At 70.4% G+C, this 18,541-nt stretch carries 19 protein-coding genes; 9 read left to right on the top strand and 10 right to left on the bottom strand.

Annotation, left to right across the window (positions count from 1 at the left end; all coding sequences use genetic code 11):
• The first annotated feature begins 22 nt into the window (after positions 1-22).
• Together EZ216_RS02070 and serB are read left to right on the top strand one after the other, a co-directional pair.
• Positions 23-274: a hypothetical protein gene (locus EZ216_RS02070; RefSeq protein ID WP_135247913.1), complete on the top strand. Its 252-nt coding sequence runs from the start codon at positions 23-25 to the stop codon at positions 272-274.
• 47 nt (positions 275-321) lie between these two features.
• A complete protein-coding gene (gene serB, locus EZ216_RS02065; RefSeq protein WP_135247912.1) occupies positions 322-1,044 on the top strand; it encodes a phosphoserine phosphatase SerB in 723 nt (240 codons plus the stop codon).
• On the opposite strand, the gene EZ216_RS02060 is transcribed toward serB, so the two are convergent.
• Genes EZ216_RS02060 through EZ216_RS02050 form a run of 3 tightly spaced genes read right to left on the bottom strand, consistent with a single transcriptional unit; the run spans position 1,041 to position 6,674 of the window.
• Positions 1,041-3,779: a sensor histidine kinase gene (locus EZ216_RS02060; RefSeq protein WP_135247911.1), complete on the bottom strand. Its 2,739-nt coding sequence runs from the start codon at positions 3,777-3,779 to the stop codon at positions 1,041-1,043. The two genes, serB and EZ216_RS02060, sit on opposite strands and share 4 nt — an antisense overlap.
• On the bottom strand, positions 3,776-5,368 hold the full coding sequence (locus EZ216_RS02055) for an alkaline phosphatase D family protein (protein ID WP_135247910.1): 1,593 nt from the start codon (positions 5,366-5,368) through the stop codon (positions 3,776-3,778). Before EZ216_RS02055 ends, EZ216_RS02060 begins: the two co-directional genes overlap by 4 nt.
• 46 nt (positions 5,369-5,414) lie before the next feature.
• Positions 5,415-6,674, bottom strand: coding sequence for an MFS transporter (locus tag EZ216_RS02050; RefSeq protein WP_135247909.1), 1,260 nt, complete (start codon positions 6,672-6,674; stop codon positions 5,415-5,417).
• Between the two features lie 126 nt (positions 6,675-6,800).
• On the opposite strand from EZ216_RS02050, the gene EZ216_RS02045 reads away from it, so the two are divergent.
• A complete protein-coding gene (locus tag EZ216_RS02045) occupies positions 6,801-7,919 on the top strand; it encodes an ABC transporter substrate-binding protein (RefSeq protein WP_135247908.1) in 1,119 nt (372 codons plus the stop codon).
• Positions 7,920-8,020: 101 nt separating this feature from the next.
• Entirely contained in the window at positions 8,021-8,647 is a 627-nt protein-coding gene (locus tag EZ216_RS02040; RefSeq protein ID WP_135247907.1) for a CDP-alcohol phosphatidyltransferase family protein, read from the top strand.
• Positions 8,648-8,654: 7 nt separating this feature from the next.
• Here EZ216_RS02040 and EZ216_RS02035 read toward each other — a convergent pair whose 3' ends face one another.
• The 3 genes from EZ216_RS02035 to EZ216_RS02025 are packed head-to-tail and all read right to left on the bottom strand — an operon-like array spanning position 8,655 to position 9,552.
• Complete coding sequence (locus tag EZ216_RS02035; protein ID WP_239024251.1) at positions 8,655-8,915, bottom strand: DUF5985 family protein; 261 nt, start codon at positions 8,913-8,915, stop codon at positions 8,655-8,657.
• Between the two features lie 3 nt (positions 8,916-8,918).
• Positions 8,919-9,173 carry a DUF5985 family protein gene (locus EZ216_RS02030; RefSeq protein ID WP_135247906.1) on the bottom strand — a complete coding sequence of 85 codons (255 nt, stop codon included), beginning with the start codon at positions 9,171-9,173 and terminating at the stop codon, positions 8,919-8,921.
• Position 9,174: 1 nt separating this feature from the next.
• The gene (locus tag EZ216_RS02025; protein ID WP_135247905.1) at positions 9,175-9,552 is read right to left on the bottom strand and encodes a hypothetical protein; all 378 of its coding nucleotides are present in this window, start codon (positions 9,550-9,552) and stop codon (positions 9,175-9,177) included.
• A gap of 88 nt (positions 9,553-9,640) precedes the next feature.
• Here EZ216_RS02025 and thpR point away from each other — a divergent pair, with 88 nt between their 5' ends.
• The 3 genes from thpR (at position 9,641) to EZ216_RS02010 (ending at position 12,346) form a co-directional block, all read left to right on the top strand.
• Complete coding sequence (gene thpR, locus EZ216_RS02020) at positions 9,641-10,165, top strand: RNA 2',3'-cyclic phosphodiesterase (RefSeq protein ID WP_135247904.1); 525 nt, start codon at positions 9,641-9,643, stop codon at positions 10,163-10,165.
• Positions 10,166-10,316: 151 nt separating this feature from the next.
• Complete coding sequence (locus EZ216_RS02015; RefSeq protein WP_135247903.1) at positions 10,317-11,123, top strand: DUF6502 family protein; 807 nt, start codon at positions 10,317-10,319, stop codon at positions 11,121-11,123.
• On the top strand, positions 11,120-12,346 hold the full coding sequence (locus EZ216_RS02010; RefSeq protein WP_135247902.1) for a DUF5666 domain-containing protein: 1,227 nt from the start codon (positions 11,120-11,122) through the stop codon (positions 12,344-12,346). Before EZ216_RS02015 ends, EZ216_RS02010 begins: the two co-directional genes overlap by 4 nt.
• Here the strand turns inward: EZ216_RS02010 and EZ216_RS02005 are convergent.
• The 4 genes from EZ216_RS02005 to EZ216_RS01990 form a co-directional block, all read right to left on the bottom strand.
• On the bottom strand, positions 12,343-13,020 hold the full coding sequence (locus tag EZ216_RS02005) for a hypothetical protein (RefSeq protein ID WP_135247901.1): 678 nt from the start codon (positions 13,018-13,020) through the stop codon (positions 12,343-12,345). The two genes, EZ216_RS02010 and EZ216_RS02005, sit on opposite strands and share 4 nt — an antisense overlap.
• Before the next feature lie 56 nt (positions 13,021-13,076).
• On the bottom strand, positions 13,077-13,388 hold the full coding sequence (locus tag EZ216_RS02000; protein ID WP_167772806.1) for a PilZ domain-containing protein: 312 nt from the start codon (positions 13,386-13,388) through the stop codon (positions 13,077-13,079).
• Between the two features lie 37 nt (positions 13,389-13,425).
• Positions 13,426-13,737 (bottom strand): PilZ domain-containing protein, encoded by a 312-nt coding sequence (locus tag EZ216_RS01995; RefSeq protein WP_135247899.1) that lies wholly within the window; start codon positions 13,735-13,737, stop codon positions 13,426-13,428.
• Positions 13,738-13,868: 131 nt separating this feature from the next.
• Entirely contained in the window at positions 13,869-14,867 is a 999-nt protein-coding gene (locus tag EZ216_RS01990; RefSeq protein WP_135247898.1) for an aldo/keto reductase, read from the bottom strand.
• 324 nt (positions 14,868-15,191) lie between these two features.
• On the opposite strand from EZ216_RS01990, the gene EZ216_RS01985 reads away from it, so the two are divergent.
• Positions 15,192-16,355, top strand: a complete 1,164-nt coding sequence (locus EZ216_RS01985) for a WD40/YVTN/BNR-like repeat-containing protein (protein ID WP_239024250.1) — start codon at positions 15,192-15,194, stop codon at positions 16,353-16,355.
• Between the two features lie 230 nt (positions 16,356-16,585).
• A complete protein-coding gene (locus EZ216_RS01980) occupies positions 16,586-18,181 on the top strand; it encodes a sialidase family protein (protein ID WP_135247897.1) in 1,596 nt (531 codons plus the stop codon).
• Positions 18,182-18,541 lie beyond the last annotated feature (360 nt).

The following is an 18,541-nucleotide window of genomic DNA, read 5'->3' as shown; positions in this document are numbered from 1 at the left end:
TCAACCCTGAAAGGAGATCGTGATGAGTGGCGTGAAAAACGTGGATGGCGACAACAAGGAAGTGAGGCTCGGCATGCTCAAGGGCACGGTGAGCGTGTACAACCCCAAAGGGGCGAACGTGAGCTACTGGATCGAACTTGGCGCCGAGCGCCATCCGGACCAGACGCTCAGCGCGGGCCACACCGACAAGTTCGACTGCGGGGCCGGCCGGGAGGTCCACATCCGCAACCGCGGGCCGGGCAAGCTGCAGGTTCTGAACGCCGGGCTGACTTGACCCGGCGCCGCGCGAGCGGCCAGGCGCGGGATGGGACAATCGCTCCCATGCCCGCGCAAGATTTCTCACCCGGCCTCGCCATCCAGGGCTTCACCCCGCCCCTTCGCCTCTCCGGCTTCAAGCTGATCGCTTTCGACATGGACTCGACGCTGATCAACATCGAGTGCGTCGACGAGATCGCGGGCGCGGTGGGGCTGAAGGACGAAGTGGCGGCCATCACCGAAGCCGCCATGCGCGGCGAGATCGCCGACTACAAGGAAAGCCTGCGCCGCCGCGTGGCGCTGCTGCGCGGCGTGACGGTGGCGGACATGGAACTGGTCTACACCACGCAGCTGCAGCTGAACCCCGGCGCCGAGAAACTGGTCAGGGCGTGCCAGGCCGCGGGCCTGAAGACGCTGCTGGTGTCCGGCGGCTTCACCTTCTTCACCGACCGCATCCGCGACCGGCTGGGCATCGACTTCACGCGGTCCAACGTGCTGGAGATCGAGTCCGGCCCCAACTGCGGCCAGCTCACCGGCCGCATGGTCAACCAGCCCTGGGGCGACATCTGCGACGGCGCCGAGAAGCGCAAGATGCTGTTGGAGACCTGCGCGCGGCTGGGCATCTCGCCAAAACAGGCCATCGCCATGGGCGACGGCGCCAACGACCTGCCGATGATGGGTGAGGCCGGCCTGTCCGTCGCCTACCACGCCAAGCCCAAGGTCCGCGAGCAGGCGATGGTGCAGATCAACGAAGGCGGGCTCGACCGCCTGCTGGAAGTGTTGGCTTAGGCGGCTGCCACCGGCTCCGGCTGCAGCGGCAGCCGCACGATGAACCGGGTGCCGCGGCCCAGCTCGCTGTGCACCTCGATGCGGCCGTGGTGCACCTCCACCGCGTTCTTCACGATGGCCAGGCCCAGGCCCGTGCCCTGGATCGCGCCGACGTTGCTGGCGCGGTGGAACGACTCGAACAGGTGCTGGACTTCTTCGGCCGGGATGCCGATGCCCTGGTCGGCCACCTCGAACACCATCTCGCGGCCCTCGGGCCGCACCGTAAGCAGGACCTTGCCGCCGGCGGGCGAGTACTTCACCGCGTTGGACAGCAGGTTGCCGAAGATGTGGCGCAGCAGCTTCTCGTCGAACTGGCCCTGGCCCACGCCGGCCGCCCAGCGCGCCGACACCTCGCAGCGCGTGTCGGGGTGCTGCGCCCTCGCCTCTTCCACCAGCTTGCGGCACAGGCCCGGCAGGTCCACCGAGCCGGGCACGAAGTCCAGCATCCTCGCGTCGGCCTGCCCCAGCAGCAGGATGCGGTCCATCATGCGCGACATGCGCTGCACGCCGGACGCGATGTCGTCCAGCGTGGCCAGCCGCTCGGACTGCGGCAGCCGGTCGCCGTAGTGGCGCAGCACTTCCTCGGCCGACAGGATGGCCGCCAGCGGCGTGCGGAACTCGTGGCTGGTCATGGCGACGAACCGCGTGCGCAACTCGTTCAGCGCCTTCTGCTGCTCCAGCGCCTCGCGCACCTCGTCGGCCGACTTCTTTTTTTCGGTGATGTCCAGGAAGGTCCAGATCACGCCGCTGTCCGGGTCGTGCGGGCGCACGCAGCTGCCGCCCATCTCCACCCAGAACAGCTCGCCGTTGCGGCGCCTCAGCCGCCTCTCGTGGGTGTAGCCGTTGGTGGCGATGAGCGCGGCGCGCGCCTCCACGCCGAAACGCAGCCAGCTTTCCTCGTCGGGGTGGATGTACATCGACGACTGGCCGATGAGGATCTGCCGCGGGTAGCCCAGCATCTGCGCGAACTTCTCGTTCACCCACTCGTGGCGGCGGTTGACCGACAGCACGATGCCCATCACGGCGTTGTTCAGGATGGCCTCGCGCTCGGACATGGTGCTGCGCAGCTGCTCTTCCAGCTGCTTGCGCTCGGTGATGTCCATGATCCCCCACACCGTGCCCAGCGCCAGGTCGCTGCGGCTGGCGGCCTTGCCCGACAGCTGGATCCAGATGCGCGTGCCGTCGATCCGCCGCACCGGCAGTTCGCGCTCGTAAACGTCGCCGCGCGCCACCGCGGCAGCCACCTCGTGGCCAACCCGCAGGTACTGCTCGCGCGATTCGTAGAACGGCTCCATCGAGATGATCGAGTTCCGGTCGGCCCCGAAGATGTCCAGCATGGCCTTGTTGGCCCACTTGAAGCGGCCCTGCGGCGTGAGGAAGGCGATGCCGACCAGCGAGTTCTCCAGGATCACCTCGCGCTCTTCCAGCACCTGCTTCAGCCGCTCCTGCGATTCCGACAGCACTTCCACCATCGCGTGCTCCGCCGCGATGCGCGCCTGCGCCTGCTCCTTGAAGCGGCGCGCCACGTTGATGCGGTCGCCCAGCGCGAACGACAGCAGCACCATCTCCAGCGCCGAGCCGATCAGCAGCGCGTTGGACGTCAGCGCGTTGGACGGCAGCACGCCCGTGTCGTGCAGCGACAGCAGGCCCACGCCCAGCAGCAGCATGGCCCAGGCGGTGAAGAACCAGCGCGCGCCGGCGTATTCGCGCCGGATGCTGATGTAGCCGATGGCCGCCATGGTCGCCACGCTCACCACGGCCAGCACCGTGACCATCCATGCCGCCACGTGCAGCACCGACAGCGCGGCGAGCAGCGCGATGCCCCAGCCGGCCATCTGCGCGAGCAATACCTTGTCCAGCTTCGGCATGCGGGCGGCGCTGGAGAGGAAGCTGCGCGCGAACTGCAGCCCGAGGATGGCGGCGGCGCTCAGGCCGACGGGGACCGACACGCCGGTCCACCAGGTCCACTCCGGCCACAGGAACTGCGCGCCCAGGCCCGACAGCGCGGCCTGGCCGACGCCCATCGAGGCGACGAAGGCCACGTACACCAGGTAGGCGCGGTCGCGCACCGATACCCACAGCAGCAGGTTGTAGAGCAGCAGCCCGCCCAGCAGGCCGAAGTACAGCGCCAGCGTGGCGTAGGTCTGCTGGTCGTGCGCCCACAGCGCCCTGGGCTGCCACAGGCGCACAGGCGCGGATACCGTGCCTTCCGACTGCACGCGCAGATAGATCGTCGACGACGTGCCCGGGTACACGCGCACCGGGAACACGTGGTTGCGGTGCGGCAGCTCGCGCGCCGCGAACGGCTCGTTGTCGCCGCCCACCTGCTGCTGGAAGCCGAAAGCCTGGTCGGGCGAGAACAGGTTGATGTGGTCCAGCGGCGGATAGGCCACCTCCAGCAGCCAGTCGCGCGGCACGCCCGCCGGCACGTCCAGCGACACCTTCAGCCAGAACGCGGACCGCGTCAGCCCGAAGTTCGGGCCCGGACCCAGCGGCGCCAGCGGCTTGAACTTCGCCTGGGTGTCCGGCCGCAGGACGTCTTCCAGCTGCAGCATGCCGCCCGCGTCTTCCAGGTAGCTGAACGAGCGCGAGAGCGGGTAGCTGGGCTCGTCGCCGAGCATCACCGTGTCGGCGCGCGATTGCCACGCCGCCAGCAGCAGCAGCACGGCGAACAGCGAACGCGCGAAGCGGCTCACGCCCGCTCCAGCCGGCGCGCGCCGGCTGCCACGTGGAACGCGGCAAGCGTCGCGATGCCCGAATCGGCGCGCCGCACGTCGTCCAGGCCGCGCAGCGTGGCGGTCATGCGCGAAGGCGTGAACTCGGCCACGCCGTAGCCGCGATGCTCGGCGTCGGCGAACACGAAGTGCGGGTTCTCGGCCAGGCGCGCGGGCATGCGGTCCACCGCCCCGGGACGCGAGGTGATGCTGGTGCCGCAGAACTCCACGCCCAGCGTAGCGCTGTCCGGGCGGCGGTAATCGGCCTTCAGGTGGCCGACCCAGTTCTCGTGCACGTCCCCACCCAGGAACACGGGATTGGCCACCGCGTGGCGCTGCAGCGCGCCGGTCATGCGCCGCCGCGCCGCCGCGTAGCCGTCCCAGCCTTCGCTGGAGAACAACTCTCCCGGGCCGGGCTTCAGGTCGCGCTGGCCGAAGAGCGTCTGCTGGCCGACGACGGTCCAGCCGCTGCCCGCCTTCGCGAACTGCTGCGCCACCCAGTCTTCCTGCGCCGCGCCGAGCAGCGTGCGCGCCGGGTCTTCCCACACGGCGCACGTGGCCGGATCGATGGCGCCCGCAGGCCGGTCGTCCGGCGGACAGGGCTGCGCGTCGCGGTACTGGCGATCGTCCAGCAGCAGCAGGTCCGCGAGGCGGCCGAACCGGTAGTTCGTGTACAGCCGCAGCTCGCCGCCCGGCTGGCCTTCGCCCAACGCGCGCGCGAAAGCCGAAGCGCGCACCGGCATGTGCTCGTAGAAGGCCTGGTACGCCGCAGCGCGCCGCGCGGCGAAATCGGCCACGCGGTTCATGCCCATCGGCCGCGGGTCGCCCGGGTGTTCGCCGGCGTAGTCGTTCTGCACCTCGTGGTCGTCCCAGGTCACCAGCCAGGGGCAGGCCGCGTGCATGGCCTGCAGCGCGGCATCGCTGCGATGCAGCTCGTACCGTTCACGGTAGTCGTCCAGCGTCTTCACCCAGCCCAGCTTGGGGAAGCTGCGCACCGCCGAAGTGGCGTTCGGGTACTCGTAGATGTAGTCGCCGAGGAACACGACGAAGTCCAGCGATTCGTCGCGCATGTGCCGCCACGCCGCATAGTGCCCGTGCTCCCAGCGCTGGCACGACGCGTACGACACGCGCAGGCGATCGGGCATCGCATCGGGCGCGGGCAGCGTGCGCGTGCGGCCGGTCACGCTGGTGGCGTCGCCGCAATGGAAGCGGTAGTGGTACCAGCGGTCGGCCGCGAGCCCGGGCACTTCGACGTGCACGCTGTGCGCCAGCTGCGGCAGCGCCAGCGTCTCGCCCTGCCGCACGATGCGGCGGAAGCCGTCGTCTTCCGCGACTTCCCATCGCACCGCCACCGGCACGCGGCCGCCTTCCGGCAAGTCGCCGCGCGTGGGGCGCAAGCGGGTCCACAGCACGACGGAATCGGTGGCCGGCGCGCCGCTGGTGACGCCCATGGAGAAAGGATTCGAAGTCCAGCGAGCCTGCGCGCCGAGGTCCGGCAACCAGAGCAACCCGGCGGCCGCCGCCGCGAGCTGCAGCAGCTGGCGGCGGGTGGTTTCGGGGGCGGCGGGCATGGCCGGGGCACTATAGCAACTCATCCGGCGCCGCCCCGCCGGCGAACTACGCCCGCGCCATCCTGTGCACCCGGTGCAGCAGGAACAGCACGATGGACAGGTTCAGCGCGTTCCATGCGATGCCGTTCAGGAAAGCCGCGCGGTACGAGCCGGTGAGGTCGAACACCGCGCCCGACATCCACCCGCCCAGCGCCATGCCGAACAGCGTGGCCATCAGCACCGTCCCCACCCGCGCGCCCGCTTCCGCCGGCGAGAAGTGCTGCCGCACGATCAGCGCGTACGAAGGCACGATGCCGCCCTGGAACAGGCCGAACATCGCGGACACCAGGTACAGCGGCACCAGTCCGTTGAACGGCAGGAACGACAACAGCGCGATGCCCTGCAGCACCGACCCCAGCAGCAGCGTGCGCAGCCCGCCGATGCGGTCCGAGATCCATCCCGAGACGAGCCGGCTGACCACGCCCATCCCGAGCATGATCGCCAGCATCTCCGCGCCGCGCGCCGCGCCGAAGCCCAGGTCGGTGCAGTACGCGACGATGTGCACCTGCGGCATCGCCATCGCCACGCAGCAGGCCACGCCCGCGACGCACAGCAGCCCTTGCGCGACGGCGGGCGACAGCCCCATCGGGCGGCTGGTGGACGGCGCGTCGCTGCCTGCCGCGGCGGATGGCGCCGCCGCCGCAGGCGGCCGCGGCCGCAGGAACCACGCCAGCGGCAGGATGGTGGCGAGGCAGAAAACGCCGATGCCCACGTAGGTCTGGCGCCAGCCGGAAGCGTCGATGAAATGCTGCATCACCGGCGGCCAGATGGCGCCGGCCACGTAGTTGCCGCTCATGCAGATGGCCAGCGCGGTGCCGCGGCGGCGATCGAACCACTGCGAGGTGTCCGACACCAGCGGCGCGAACGTGGCGGACGTGCCCAACAAACCCATCAGCAGCCCCTGCGCCAGGCAGAAGGTCCACAGCCCCGGCGCGAGGCCCGCGAGGATGAAGCCCGCGCCCAGCGCGGCGCCCCCGATGGCCACCGGCACCATCACGCCGAAGCGGTCGGCCAGCCGTCCCATCAGCACGCCGCCCACGCCGAAGCCGATCATGGTCAGCGTGTACGGCAGCGAAGCGGTGCCGCGCGCCAGGCCGAATTCCGACTGGATGGCCGGCAGCACCACGCCGGCCGAATACATGCCCACGCCGCCCACCGTCATCAGCAGCAGCGAGACGGCCAGCCGCAGCCAGGCATAGCGGGATTCGACGGCGTGGGAGGGCGCGGGGGGCGCGGCGAAGAACGTGACGGCACGGGACGACGACATGAACCCGATTGGACACCGGCGCGACAAATTGCGCACCGGATGCGATCCCTCCGCACTTTCCACAGTGCGCCGCCAGGCACTTCTCGCTAAGGTGGGATCGCGTTTGCAGGACAAAAGAGACCAGGAATGAAGAACACCATCCGTGTTTCGGCCGCGGCGCTTGCGCTGGCGGTCCCCTTGCTCACCCACGCGGCCCAGATCGTCGTGGGCCAGGTCGGCCCGATGTCCGGGCTGGAAGCCGCGCAGGGCCGTGCCTATGCGGCCGGCATGCAGCTGGCTTTCGGCAACGCCAACGCCGCCGGCGTCAACGGCCACACCTTCACCCTGGTGCGCAAGGACGACGGCGGCCGGCCCGAGGACACCATCGCCGGCACGAAGGAACTGCTCGAGAAAGACAAGCCGCTGGTGCTGGCCGGCTACTTCGGCAGCCGCAACGTCGCCGACCTGATCAAGGCGGGCCTGCTGGAAAAAGACAAGATCGCGCTGGTGGGTTACCGCACGGGCGAGATCCGGCCCGACGTGCCCTGGGTCTACAACGTGCGCGCGGGCCTGCGCGACGAGTTGAACAAGGTCGTGGAGCACCTGGCCACCATCGGCATCACGCGGCTGGGCCTGCTGTACGAGGAAGGCCCGGGCGCGCCGGCGCTGCTGGCCGCCGCCGACGAAGCGGCCGGCAAGGCCAAGGTGGCCATCGGCACCAAGGCTGCCTACCCCGCGGGCACGGCCAGCATCGGCCCCGCCGTCGACACGTTCCTGAAGCAGAAGCCGCAGGCCATCCTGATGGTGGCCACCGGCGCCGCGGCGGCCGGCTTCATCGAGCAGTACCGCGCCGGCGGCGGCACGGCGCAGCTCTTCGCGCATTCCGGCGCCGACATCGAGCAGCTGTCCAAGCGCCTGTCCGAGGAGCAGATGCAGGGCGTGGCCATCGCGCAGGTGACGCCCAGCCCGTACAAGATCTCCAGCCGCATCGCCAAGGAATTCGCCGACACGGTCGCGAAGACCAAGGACCTGGAGGTGCCGGTGAGCTACGCGATGATGGAAGGCTTCATCACCGGCAAGGTGATCGTCGAAGCCGTGCGCCGCCAGGGCGCCAGGCCCACGCGCGAAGGCATCGCTTCGGCGCTGGAGGCCATGGACCGGCTGGACCTGGGCGGCTACCTGGTGGGGTTCAGGCCCGGCGTGCGCACCGGTTCGCGCTTCGTCGAGCTGTCCATCATCAGCGGCACCGGCAAGATCCGCCAGTAACCGGCCGCGAGTCGGACACAGCCGACAGCAGCGCGTGCCGGGGGACGACCGGCCGCGCCCGCACGGCGACCTATGGTGAGCCCATCCACCAGGGGCACACCATGCAGCAGACCGCGCCGCGCCACTTCTCCATGCTGCGGGGTTTCCACCTCGCCGACTTCTTCACGCTGGGCAACGCGGCCTGCGGCGTGGGCGCCATCTTCCTGGCGATGCAGTTCCTGGCCAGCGGCGAGCTGACGCATTTCCTCGCGTCGGCGGCGCTCGCGCCCGCGGCCTTCGCCTTCGACGTGCTGGACGGCCGCATCGCCCGCGCCCGGCACCAGCATTCCGCGCTGGGACGCGAGCTGGACTCGCTCTCGGACGTCATCTCCTTCGGCGTCGCGCCGGCGGCCCTGGGTTTCGCGGCGGGGATGCAGGGCGGCTGGGACGTGGCCGCGCTGGTCTACTTCGTCTGCTGCGGCGTCAGCCGCCTGGCGCGCTACAACGTCACCGCCGAAGCGATGGCGGGCAACACCGGCAAGGTGTCGTACTTCGAAGGCACGCCCATCCCCACCAGCGTGGTCCTCACGGCTGTGCTGGCCGTGGCGGCGTGGCGCGGACACACGGGCGACGACCTGTGGGGCGGCGCGCTGGTCCTGGGCCCGTGGACCCTGCACCCGATGGCCCTGCTGTACGTGCTGTCGGGCAGCCTGATGATCAGCAAGACGCTGCGGATCCCCAAGCTCTAGCGGCGGGCTACGGGGCCTTGCGGTTCTTCTGCACGATGGCGACGACGATCAGGCCGTACGCGATCACGCGCACCATGTAGAACACCGGCTCCAGTTCGTTGCCGACGACCAGCGCCAGCGCCATGCGGTTGGCGGCCTCGATCCAGAACGAGGCGGCGAACAGCAGGAAGAAGCTGTCCCGCGTGTTGCGCCAGTAGCGGAAGAAGAACAGCCCCACCACCGCGTTGGCCAGGATGGTGGCGCCGGCCAGCATCGGATTCAGGTTCATGCGCTATTCCTCCTCCCAGACCAGCCCGTACAGCAGCAGCAGCAGCGCCGACAGGCCCATCAGCAGGCGCGGCAGCCCGAGGTCGCGCTCCACGAAGAGCTTGTCCAGCACCAGCAGCACGTTGTTGATCGTCATGCCCGCGAAGCAGAGCGCGCTCCAGAACAGCAGGCGCAGCCCGCTGGCGCGCCAGCTGCGGAACAGCAGCACGAAACACGTCGCGCAGGTCAGGGCGCACAGGAAGTACACGACGGCCGCCATGTCAGGAGTCCTTTCTCCAGCGGAACGCATCGGCGAACTGCTGGGCTTTCTTGCCGGCACGGGAATGGATGAGGTCGCTCACGCCCACGAGGTCGGCGGCATAGTGTGCCGCCACCGAATCGAGCAGCTCGCGCAGCTCTTCGGCGGGCCCGTAGCGGAACCCGCCGGGCGCCGGCTGCGCGATGCCGGCTTCCGCCAGCGCCTGCAGCAGCTCGACGACCCGCGGCTCGGGCAGGTACAGCCGTCGCGCGACGTCGGGCGCGGCCCACTCGCGGGCCGGCTCGGCGCGCAACAGCAGCATCGCTTCCAGGTAAGGCACCGAAGGGATGCTGGTCAGGATGAAGCGCCGCAACTCGGGCGGCAGTTCGGGCCGGCTCACTCGGTCGTTCGGTCGGGATGGAACGGCATGAGGGTCGCGACTCTACCAACGCGGACTCAGCTTGTGGGCTCATCAACAGCCGATTCGCATGAGTAGTTCCACGGCCTCCGCGCGCCTGTTCTTCGCCTTGTGGCCGAATGAAGAGGTGCGCGCGGCCCTGTCGGACCGGCAGCGGCTGTGGCAATGGCCCGCGGGTGCGAAGCCCGTTCCCGTAGACCGGCTGCACATCACGCTGCACTTCCTCGGCGCGGTGCCCATCGCCCGCGTCGCCGCGCTGGCGGCGAACACGCAGGTGCCATCCGAGCCGTTCCAACTTGATCTGATGGAGGGCTGCTGCCGCGTCTGGCCCGGCGGCATCGCGGTGATGGAATGGGAAGCGCCGCCCGCGCTCGCGCGGTTGCACGCGGCGCTGGGCGATGCGCTGCGCCGCTTCGGCTGGCCCGTGGAAGAAAGGCGCTACCGTCCCCACGTCACGTTCGCGCGCCACGCGCAAGGCGCGCAGCCTCCCGGGACATCGGCGGAGGGCATCGCCTGGCGAGTGCGCGAAGGCTACGTTCTCGTGCACAACGTGCCGGGCCGCGGCTACGAGGTCATCCATCGCTTCGCGGCCTGACGGCTGGCTCTGCGGTTCCCGCGAACCCATGACCCGTTCAGACTATTCACTGGCCTTCGGGGGCCATCCGCATGGGAAATATGCGCACGGTTACATCGCGGCTGGGAACAATGCTCCGGAGACACCCAATGACCTGACGCGACGATCCCGGATGCAAGACCGACTTACCTGGGCCCAGTCCGCCTGCGCGCGCGTGATGCGCCCGCTGGTGCGGCTCGCCCTCGGCATGGGCCTGAAGCACCCGCACCTGGAGTCCATGCTGCGAGACCTGCTGCTGGATGAAGCGACGCGGCTCTGGCGCCGGCAGGGCGTGTCCGCACCCAACATCAGCCAGCTGGCCGTGACCACCGGCCTGAACCGCAAGGACGTCACGGCGCGCGTGCGCCGGCCGGCCGACCCGCTGCCGCACACCGAGCTGTCGGCCGCGGCCAAGACCTTCACGCGCTGGTTGCAGCTGGCCACACAGAACCCCGCCCTGCAGACCTTGCCCGTCGCGGCCAACGGCGAAGACCTGTCGTTCGAGGACGTGGCGCGCGAGGCCAGCCGCGGCGACGTGCACCACCGCGCCGTGCTGGACGAACTGATGCGCCTGGGCATGTGCTCGCGCACCGGCGCCAATCACGTGGAGCTGACGGCCGAAGGCTTCGTGCCCACCGCCGACCTGCAGAGCACCCTCGCCTTCCTGGGCGACAACCTGCGCGACCACGCGGCGGCGGCGGTGTCCAACACGCTCGGCGAGGCGCCCCTGATGCTGGAGCGCGCGGTGTTCGCCGAAGGCCTTTCCGAATCGGACGTGGACAGCGTCCACCAGTCGGTGCGCCAGAACTGGTCGCAGCTGCACCGCGACCTGGTCGGCCAGCTCACCGAGGCGATCGCGCGCACCGGCGGCCAGGGGTCGCGGCGGCTGCGCATCGGCATCTACCTCTTCCACGAAGAGCGGGAGGAAGCCGGGGAATGACGAGGCGCCTGCAGTTCCTGGCGGCCCTGCTGCTGGCCGCGATGCTCACCGCGGTGGGCTGCGGCGGGGGTGGAGGCAGCTTTTCGGGGGACGGCGACTTCGCCGGCGTCGGCTCCGGCGGCACCGGCATCGACCCCGGCGGCGTGGGCTCGGGCGGCACGGGGATCCCGGCCGCCAGCGCGAGCGGCGTCGGATCGGTCAGCGGCTTCGGCAGCATCATCGTCAACGGCGTGCGGTTCGACACGGACACCGCCACGCTGCAGCTCCAGGACACCAGCGAGCTGAAGCTGGGCATGACCGTGCGCGTCACCGGGCAGCTCGCCGCCGACCTGGTCAACGGCACGGCGACGCTGGTGATCTCGGCGGCTGACCTGCGGGGCGCCATGTCTTCGGTGACCAGCGGCACCGCCTTCGAGGTCGCCTCGGTCCCGGTGGAGACCGATCCGTCCACCGTCTTCGCGGGCGGCCTGGGTTCGGTGGCGGACCTGCGCGCCGGCGACCAGCTGCAGGTGCATGGCCTGGTGGCGCGCGGCGAGCCGCTGCGGGCCACCCGGGTCGAGAAGCTCGCCACGGCGCAGCCGCCGGTGGTGTCGGGCGCCGTCGAGCAGCTGGACACTTCGGCGAAGACCTTCCGCATCGCGGGCCAGGTGGTGAACTATGCCGCGGCCGACTTCCCCGGCTGGACGGTGGCCCAGCTCGCCGAAGGCGCGGTGGTCCGCGTGCGCGGCAACGCGCCGGGGCAGCCGCTGCGCGCCACCACCGTCGAGCAGTGGTACCCGCAGCCGCTGACCGAAGGACTGCGGCTGACCGTGGCCGGGCTGGTCACGCAGTTCACCGGTTTCGGATCGCTCCAGGTCGACGGCGTGGCCGTGGACGGCTCGGCCGCTCAATGGACCGGCAACACGCGCTCCGTGGGCGTGGGCACCAGCCTGGAGGTGACCGGCGAAGTGCGCGATGGTGTGCTGGTGGCGGGACGCGTGAAGGTCAAGCACGGCGGCGGCCTGGACCCCGACGCGGCCGAGTCGTTCAGCGCCACCGGCCCCGTGGGCGCCCTGCGCTCCGTGTCGGATTTCAAGGTCAAGGGCCAGACGATCGACGCGAGCGGTGCCACGTTCGTCGGCGGCACCGCGGCCGACCTGCTCAATGGCCGCAAGGTGGGCGTCACCGGCGCGCGCGTGGTCAACGACGTGCTGATCGCCGACCGGGTGGAGTTCCTGCCCTAGGAGCCCGGGCCGCCGCCGCTGGGCGTGAAGCCCGGCCGCGTCGGCTCGAAGTCGTTCTCGTCCGGCGGAGACAGCGGCGTTTCGTTGCGAAGCGCCGCGTCGCGGATGGCGAACAGCGCCTTCAGGTCCTGCGCGACGTCGTCGTCGATGCCGGCATCCGCCTGCGCGCCCAGGCTGCCGGGGCCGGTGTCCGGCACCGCGGCGACGGCACCCGCGGCGCTGCCGTCGACCACCTTCCAGTCGCCGGAGCCGGGCAGCTCGCCCGCGCTGCTGGCGCTGATGCCGGAGAACTGCCACGAGATGCTGAGCAGCCAGTCCCAGGCGCGCGGCTCGAACTTCTCGATCTCGGCCATGAAGGCGCTCTGGAAAGCGGGGATGTAGGTCAGCAGGCTGCCCTGCCCCTGCTTGACGATCAGCTGCACGTGCAGCCCGCTCTTGTTCTTGCGGGTGACGACCGGCAGCATGCGCACGTCCAGCCAGTCGGAAGGGATGGCGTGGCGTCGCATGGTCTCGCGCAGCGTGACCTGCACCAGTTCGCGCCGCACGGCGGTGCGCTGGGCTTCGGTCTCGTTCTCGCCGCCGCTGTCGCTGTCCTGGAAACGGGTGCCCGAAGGCGCTTCCGAAGCCGGCCCTTCGCGTCCGTCGTTCCTGAAGATCTTCTTGAGCAAACCCATCCGCGCATTATCACGCGGCGGCCATGCCCGACTGCCCGGGTCGGAACCGGCGCGCGCTATTCGAGGAAAGCCGTGGTCAGCTTGGCGCCGACGGTGAAGCCGCCGTCCGCCGGCTCGCAGCGCACCACCACGGCTTCACAGCGCAGCGGGAAGCTGTGCCCGTCCAGCAGGTAGTCCACCGTGAGGTCGATGTGCTCGCCCACGACGTAAGGCTGGCGCGAGGTGAACGACAGCCCCGACAGGCTGACATCGCGCGTGATGCCGCCCTGGCCGTTGGCCACGGTCAGCGGCAGTTCCATCTCGAAGCGCTCGGCGCCTCGCTTTTCCTCGCGCCGCCGCAGCGGCACGACAACCCGGGGTTCGGCCATGGCCATTCTTTCTCTCCCTTCGCCATCGGGCACCGGCTCAGCCGGTGCCGCCTTCCTGCGGCACCGCGTCCTTGAACAGGGGCTCGTCCAGCCGCACGGCGATGTTGTAGTTCTCGCCGTGCCGCTCCACGCGCACCACCTCGCCCTGGCAGCCGAGGCTGAACTCGCGGCCTTCGGCCTGGTACTGAAGCGTCAGCGACACGTGCGCGCCCAGGTCGGGCGCGGCCGCGGATTCCAGCAGGACACCGGTCGCGCTGAGGTCATGGCAGGCGCATTCCTCGCCTTCCATCGTGATCGGCAACGCCAACCCGAAGCGCTGGGCCGATCGCTCTCTTTGCGCATCCTGCATCGATCTCTTCTCCCTGTTCGCGCATCTGCGGCGCTTTGGGCAGCAGGTTAGGCGGCGGGCACCCAGCGTCCGTGTAGGAGCGGGGCGTAACAGGGTGTCGGGATTCGCAACAGCCTCCCGGCCCGGTCGGACTAGCGCCGCGGCGGCAGCGGGTACGCCGGATCGTTGAAGCCCGGCGTGGACGGATGGCCGGGCACCACCAGCGAATCGATCAGCGCCTCGTCTTCCGCTTCCAGCCGGCAGTCCAGCGCGGCCGGGTAGGCCTGCCACTGCTCGAGCGTGCGGGGGCCGGCGATGACCGAACTCACCGCGCGGTGCGCCAGCACCCATGCGGTGGCGAACTGCGCCAGCGTCACGCCGCGGGCGGCCGCATGCGGCAGCAGCGTCTGCGCGATGCGCAGCGATTCCTCGCGGAACTCGGTCTCGTGGATGCGCTTGTCGCCGCGCGCGGCGCGCGTGCCTTCGGCGGCCGCCTGCCCGGGCAGATACTTGCCGGTGAGCACGCCGCGCGCGATCGGGCTGTAGGGCACCACGCCCAGGCCGTGGTGTTCGCAGGCCGGCAGGATCTCGACTTCCGGCATCCGGTTGAGCAGGTTGTAGTACGGCTGGCAGACCGCGGGCCCGGGCACGCCCAGTTCGCGCGCGGTGCGCACCGCCTCGGCGATGCGCCAGCCGCGGAAGTTGGACACGCCCCAGTACAGCAGCTTGCCCGACTGGATCAGGTCGCCCAGCGCGCGCAGCGGCTCCTCGAAGTCCATGCCCGCGAAGTCGCGGTGCAGGTACAGCACGTCGATGCGGTCGGTCTGCAGGCGCTTCAGGCTGGCTTCCACCTCGCGCACGATCCACCAGCGCGAGTACTGCGAGCGGTTGGGCGCGTCGCCCATGGCGTTGCCCAGCTTGGTGGCCAGCACCCAGTCGTCGCGCTGTCCGCGCAGCAGCTCGCCCACCATCGTTTCCGAAGCGCCCTTCGTGTACACGTCCGCGGTGTCGAGGAAGTTCACGCCGCGATCGCGCGCGTCGGCCACGATGGACGACGCTTCCTTCGCATCGGTCTGGTCGCCGAACATCATCGTGCCCAGGCACAGGGCGGATACGCGCAGGTTGCTGCGGCCAAGGCGTCGGTATTCCATGCGGGCGAGCTTACCGCGCGGCGCATCGATCTTTTTTCCGCGATCGCGCAGATGGATTCCTGCCCGGCAGGACGCCGCGTGCGCGGCAGTCGGCTGCGCACGAGATAGCCCCATGGGGCTAGTGCATAGCCCCCGCGAACTAGGCACTGTTGCAGTTCGCAATCGGCAGAGTTTCCGCTGGGCATTTCTCCTACAGAGAGACGCTCCAAACGCGCAAGCGGCCGAGGTTGGGAATGCAGACCATCCGTTGCGACGTGTATCGATCGCGTCTTATCAGCAACTTGGAGGCTCGAGATGTTCAAGGGAGAAACGAAAACCCGTGTGGTGATTACCGCTGCGCTGGCCGCGATGTGGCTTGCAGCGTGTGGTGGCGGCGGCGGCGATAGCACCCCCGTGGCCACCGATGGCGGCACGTCCGCACCTGCGCCGGCCGCCGGCGGCGGCACCGGCGCCCCCGCGCCGGCGCCGGCGCCGACGCCAGCGCCCGCCACCCAGCTGGCCTGGGCCACCGCCACCGGCGGCTCCACCAGCACGCCGCAGATGTGGCACTGGGTCAACGAGAACCAGGCCGGCACGGTGATGGTCGCCGGCGCCATCCCCGGCCCCTTCGCGATCTCTCGCGACGGCGGCGCCACCTGGACCGACACCACGCTGTCCAACACCGGCAGCTGGATCGCGGCCGACATGAGCGCCGACGGCAACACCATCGTGGTCCTGGGCTTCGGCGGCGCGATGCACCGCTCGCTGGACGGTGGCGCCACCTGGGCGGTGATCGACACCGCGTACAACGCGGGCGGCAACCTGAGCTACGAATCGGTGACCGTCTCCGCCGACGGCACGATGATCGTCGCCGTGGACATCAACGGCAACGTGTACCGCTCGGCCAACGGCACCGCCGCCACGCCGACGTTCACGACCCAGGCCGTCGCCGGCGCCGCGTTCCGCACGGTGGACAGCTCGGCCGACGGCAACGTGGTGATCCTCGGCAGCCAGAACGGCAGCCTGTACCTGTCCACCGACGGCGGCGTCACCATCAACCCGCTGCCCGTCACCGTGGGTGGCACGGCGGTGGCCGACAGCTGGTACCGCAGCGCGATCACGCCGGACGGCAACACCATCGTCGCGGTCGCCAACACCGACTTCGCGGGCGTCAACAGCACCGGCATCTACGTGTCGCACGACCGTGGCGCCACCTGGGTGCGCGGCGACGCCACCGGCGGCGCGTACACCTCGGTGGACGTGTCCGGCGACGGCCAGACCATCGTGGCCAGCCTGTCCTCGCGCGCCGGCGGCACGCTGGGCGGCGAGCTGCTGGTCTCCACGAACGGCGGCACCTCGTTCTCGGTGATGGATTCGCCGGCCGGTGAAAGCAACTGGCGCTCGATCGCCATCGACGGCGCCGCCACCCGCATGGTGCTGGCCGCCGGCACCTTCGGCGCCACGACCGGCCGCGTCTACGTGTCCTCGGGCACGATCGTGGGCCAGTAAATCCGGATCACGCTGTCACCCTGCAGGGAGGGAGACGAAAGAGCCGGGCCTCAGGGCCCGGCTTTTTTTCGTCCTGGCTGGGCAATAGCCCCTTCGGGCTCGGCGCGCGCCCGACACCGCCGAGCCAGCCCCTCCTACGCTGACTCTGCGGGTAGGCCCACGGCCGAGGCAGCCCCCGCTTTCGAGAATTCCCCCGTCGCAGCAATCGCATTCGAGGGAGCAAAGGGAAGATGGACAAGCAAGGGCATGGCGGAGCGCAGCGCTCGGCGGTCGTGATCAGCGCGGCGCTGGCGGCGCTGTGGCTCAGTGCGTGCGGTGGTGGTGGCGGCGGCGCGGACACGGTCGCCAGCAACAACACCAACGCCACGCAAGCCACGGCGTCGGGCAACGGGACGGTCACGGGCGAACCGGAAACGGTTCCTTCGCCGACCCCGGCCCCGACCGCCGCGCCCACGCCGGCTCCTACCTCCGCGCCGATACCTGCGCCTGGCCCCACGCCCGCACCGACCCCCGCCCCCACACCCGCGCCGACCTCCGCGCCCGCCCCTGGCGTGTCGCAGCAAGCCACGCCCAACGGCAGCTACACGGTCACGGCCAGCGGCAGCACGCCGTGGGTGATCGCGCTACCCGCCAACGCCAGCCTGCGCGCCGGCGACACGGTGCGCGTCACCGGCTCCGGCACCGCGCCGTGGCGGCTCGCGCAGAACGAACTGCAGTACGTGGAGACGACCAACCTGCCCGGCAACGTGGTGCCCGGCACGGCGTGGACGCCGCGCACCGTGGACGCCGCGCAGCCGAACCAGAACTGGTCGTTGACGGCTTCTTCGGCCAGCGGCAACCGCCTCGCGGCCGCGGCCAACGGCGGCGGCATCTACGTCTCGCAGGACGGCGGCGCGACCTGGACGCGCAGCAACGCGCCCGCCGCCGCGTGGAGCGCGATGGCGATGACGCCGGACGGCAGCCGCCTCGTCGCCGCCGTTCGCGACGGCCTGCTCTACGCGTCCAACGACTACGGCATGACCTGGACCGCGCGCACGTCGGTCAACCAGTTCTGGACCGGCGTGTACCTCTCCGCCGACGGCCAGCGCATCGCCGGCGTGGTGAACGGCGGCGCGGTGCAGCTGTCCACCGATGGCGGCGCGACCTTCAACGCCGCCGCCGGCACCGGCAACACCGACTGGCGCGGCATCGCCGGTTCCGAGAACGGCCTGCGCCTGGTAGCGGTGGCATCGAAGTTCTCCGGCGACGCCACGCGCCAGGGCGTCTGGGTGTCGCAGGACGGCGGCGCCACCTGGACCAAGCCCGCGGTCAACGACCCCGTCGACCCGCCCACCGGCAACTGGACCTTCGTCGCCGCCAGCAGCGACGGCCTGCGCATGGCCGCGCTGGACAACGGCGGCTTCCCGTGGACCAGCGCCGACGGCGGCGTGACCTGGGCCAAGCGCTTCGGCTTCTCCAACTGGTCGGGTGTCGCCGTGTCGGGCGACGGCCGCATCGTCAGCGCGCTGGAGCCGCGCGACGACGTCAACGGCCACACCGGCTACGTCTTCATCAGCCCCGACGCCGGCGGCAACTGGAACTGGTACGGCGAAAACCGCTGGTACCGCGCCGTCAGCCTCTCGTTCGACGGCAACTGGGTCACGGTCGCCGACGCGGGCCTCAACGGCACAGGCGGGCTGATCTACACCTCGCAAGGCAACCGCACGTCCGGCGGCACGGTGGGTTCCATCACCGGCGGACAAGGCCAGATGGTCGAGGTGACTTACCAGGGCAACGGCCGCTTCACGATCAGCAACTCCGGCGGCGGGCCGTTCACGATTCGATAGCTGTCACGCGAGAAGGGCGAGAGCAAGGGAGAGCGAAAAGGGAAAGGGAAGGGAAAGTAGTTTCAAGGGAGTTGGGCCGGGGTGGGAATCCCGGCCCGTTTTTTTGGGAGTTCAGCAGAGCGCGCCCTCGCGCCAGGCGGTGCCCGGCCTGGCGCGCGGAACCAGAGCGCGGGTCCAAAGAATGAACAGCCACCGTCTGCGTCATTCCCGCACGCGCGTGCCGGCGCGGCGGGTGGCGCCTGGCGCGGCCGATTCGGCAGGAAACCTGTGCGAGCGTCAGCGAAGCACGGCCGCTGGAGCATGAGGCCGCGACAGGCGCCACCCGCCGCGCCCGCAGAGCCTCCCAGCACCATGTCTCGC

It is taken from the genome of Ramlibacter humi (assembly GCF_004681975.1).
In the GTDB taxonomy this organism is placed as follows: Bacteria; Pseudomonadota; Gammaproteobacteria; order Burkholderiales; family Burkholderiaceae_C; genus Ramlibacter; species Ramlibacter humi.
Note: the sequence above shows the minus strand (reverse complement) of the source record. Positions and strands in the feature narration are given on the sequence as shown.

Excerpts from the sequence above, each read along its gene's own strand:
- EZ216_RS02070 (WP_135247913.1), top strand. The coding sequence starts at position 23 with ATGAGTGGCGTGAAAAACGTGGATGGCGACAACAAGGAAGTGAGGCTC.
- serB (WP_135247912.1), top strand. The coding sequence starts at position 322 with ATGCCCGCGCAAGATTTCTCACCCGGCCTCGCCATCCAGGGCTTCACC.
- EZ216_RS02055 (WP_135247910.1), bottom strand. The coding sequence starts at position 5,368 with ATGCCCGCCGCCCCCGAAACCACCCGCCGCCAGCTGCTGCAGCTCGCG.
- EZ216_RS02050 (WP_135247909.1), bottom strand. The coding sequence starts at position 6,674 with ATGTCGTCGTCCCGTGCCGTCACGTTCTTCGCCGCGCCCCCCGCGCCC.
- EZ216_RS02045 (WP_135247908.1), top strand. The coding sequence starts at position 6,801 with ATGAAGAACACCATCCGTGTTTCGGCCGCGGCGCTTGCGCTGGCGGTC.
- EZ216_RS02040 (WP_135247907.1), top strand. The coding sequence starts at position 8,021 with ATGCAGCAGACCGCGCCGCGCCACTTCTCCATGCTGCGGGGTTTCCAC.
- EZ216_RS02035 (WP_239024251.1), bottom strand. The coding sequence starts at position 8,915 with ATGAACCTGAATCCGATGCTGGCCGGCGCCACCATCCTGGCCAACGCG.
- EZ216_RS02030 (WP_135247906.1), bottom strand. The coding sequence starts at position 9,173 with ATGGCGGCCGTCGTGTACTTCCTGTGCGCCCTGACCTGCGCGACGTGT.
- thpR (WP_135247904.1), top strand. The coding sequence starts at position 9,641 with ATGAGTAGTTCCACGGCCTCCGCGCGCCTGTTCTTCGCCTTGTGGCCG.
- EZ216_RS02015 (WP_135247903.1), top strand. The coding sequence starts at position 10,317 with ATGCAAGACCGACTTACCTGGGCCCAGTCCGCCTGCGCGCGCGTGATG.
- EZ216_RS02010 (WP_135247902.1), top strand. The coding sequence starts at position 11,120 with ATGACGAGGCGCCTGCAGTTCCTGGCGGCCCTGCTGCTGGCCGCGATG.
- EZ216_RS02005 (WP_135247901.1), bottom strand. The coding sequence starts at position 13,020 with ATGGGTTTGCTCAAGAAGATCTTCAGGAACGACGGACGCGAAGGGCCG.
- EZ216_RS02000 (WP_167772806.1), bottom strand. The coding sequence starts at position 13,388 with ATGGCCGAACCCCGGGTTGTCGTGCCGCTGCGGCGGCGCGAGGAAAAG.
- EZ216_RS01995 (WP_135247899.1), bottom strand. The coding sequence starts at position 13,737 with ATGCAGGATGCGCAAAGAGAGCGATCGGCCCAGCGCTTCGGGTTGGCG.
- EZ216_RS01990 (WP_135247898.1), bottom strand. The coding sequence starts at position 14,867 with ATGGAATACCGACGCCTTGGCCGCAGCAACCTGCGCGTATCCGCCCTG.
- EZ216_RS01980 (WP_135247897.1), top strand. The coding sequence starts at position 16,586 with ATGGACAAGCAAGGGCATGGCGGAGCGCAGCGCTCGGCGGTCGTGATC.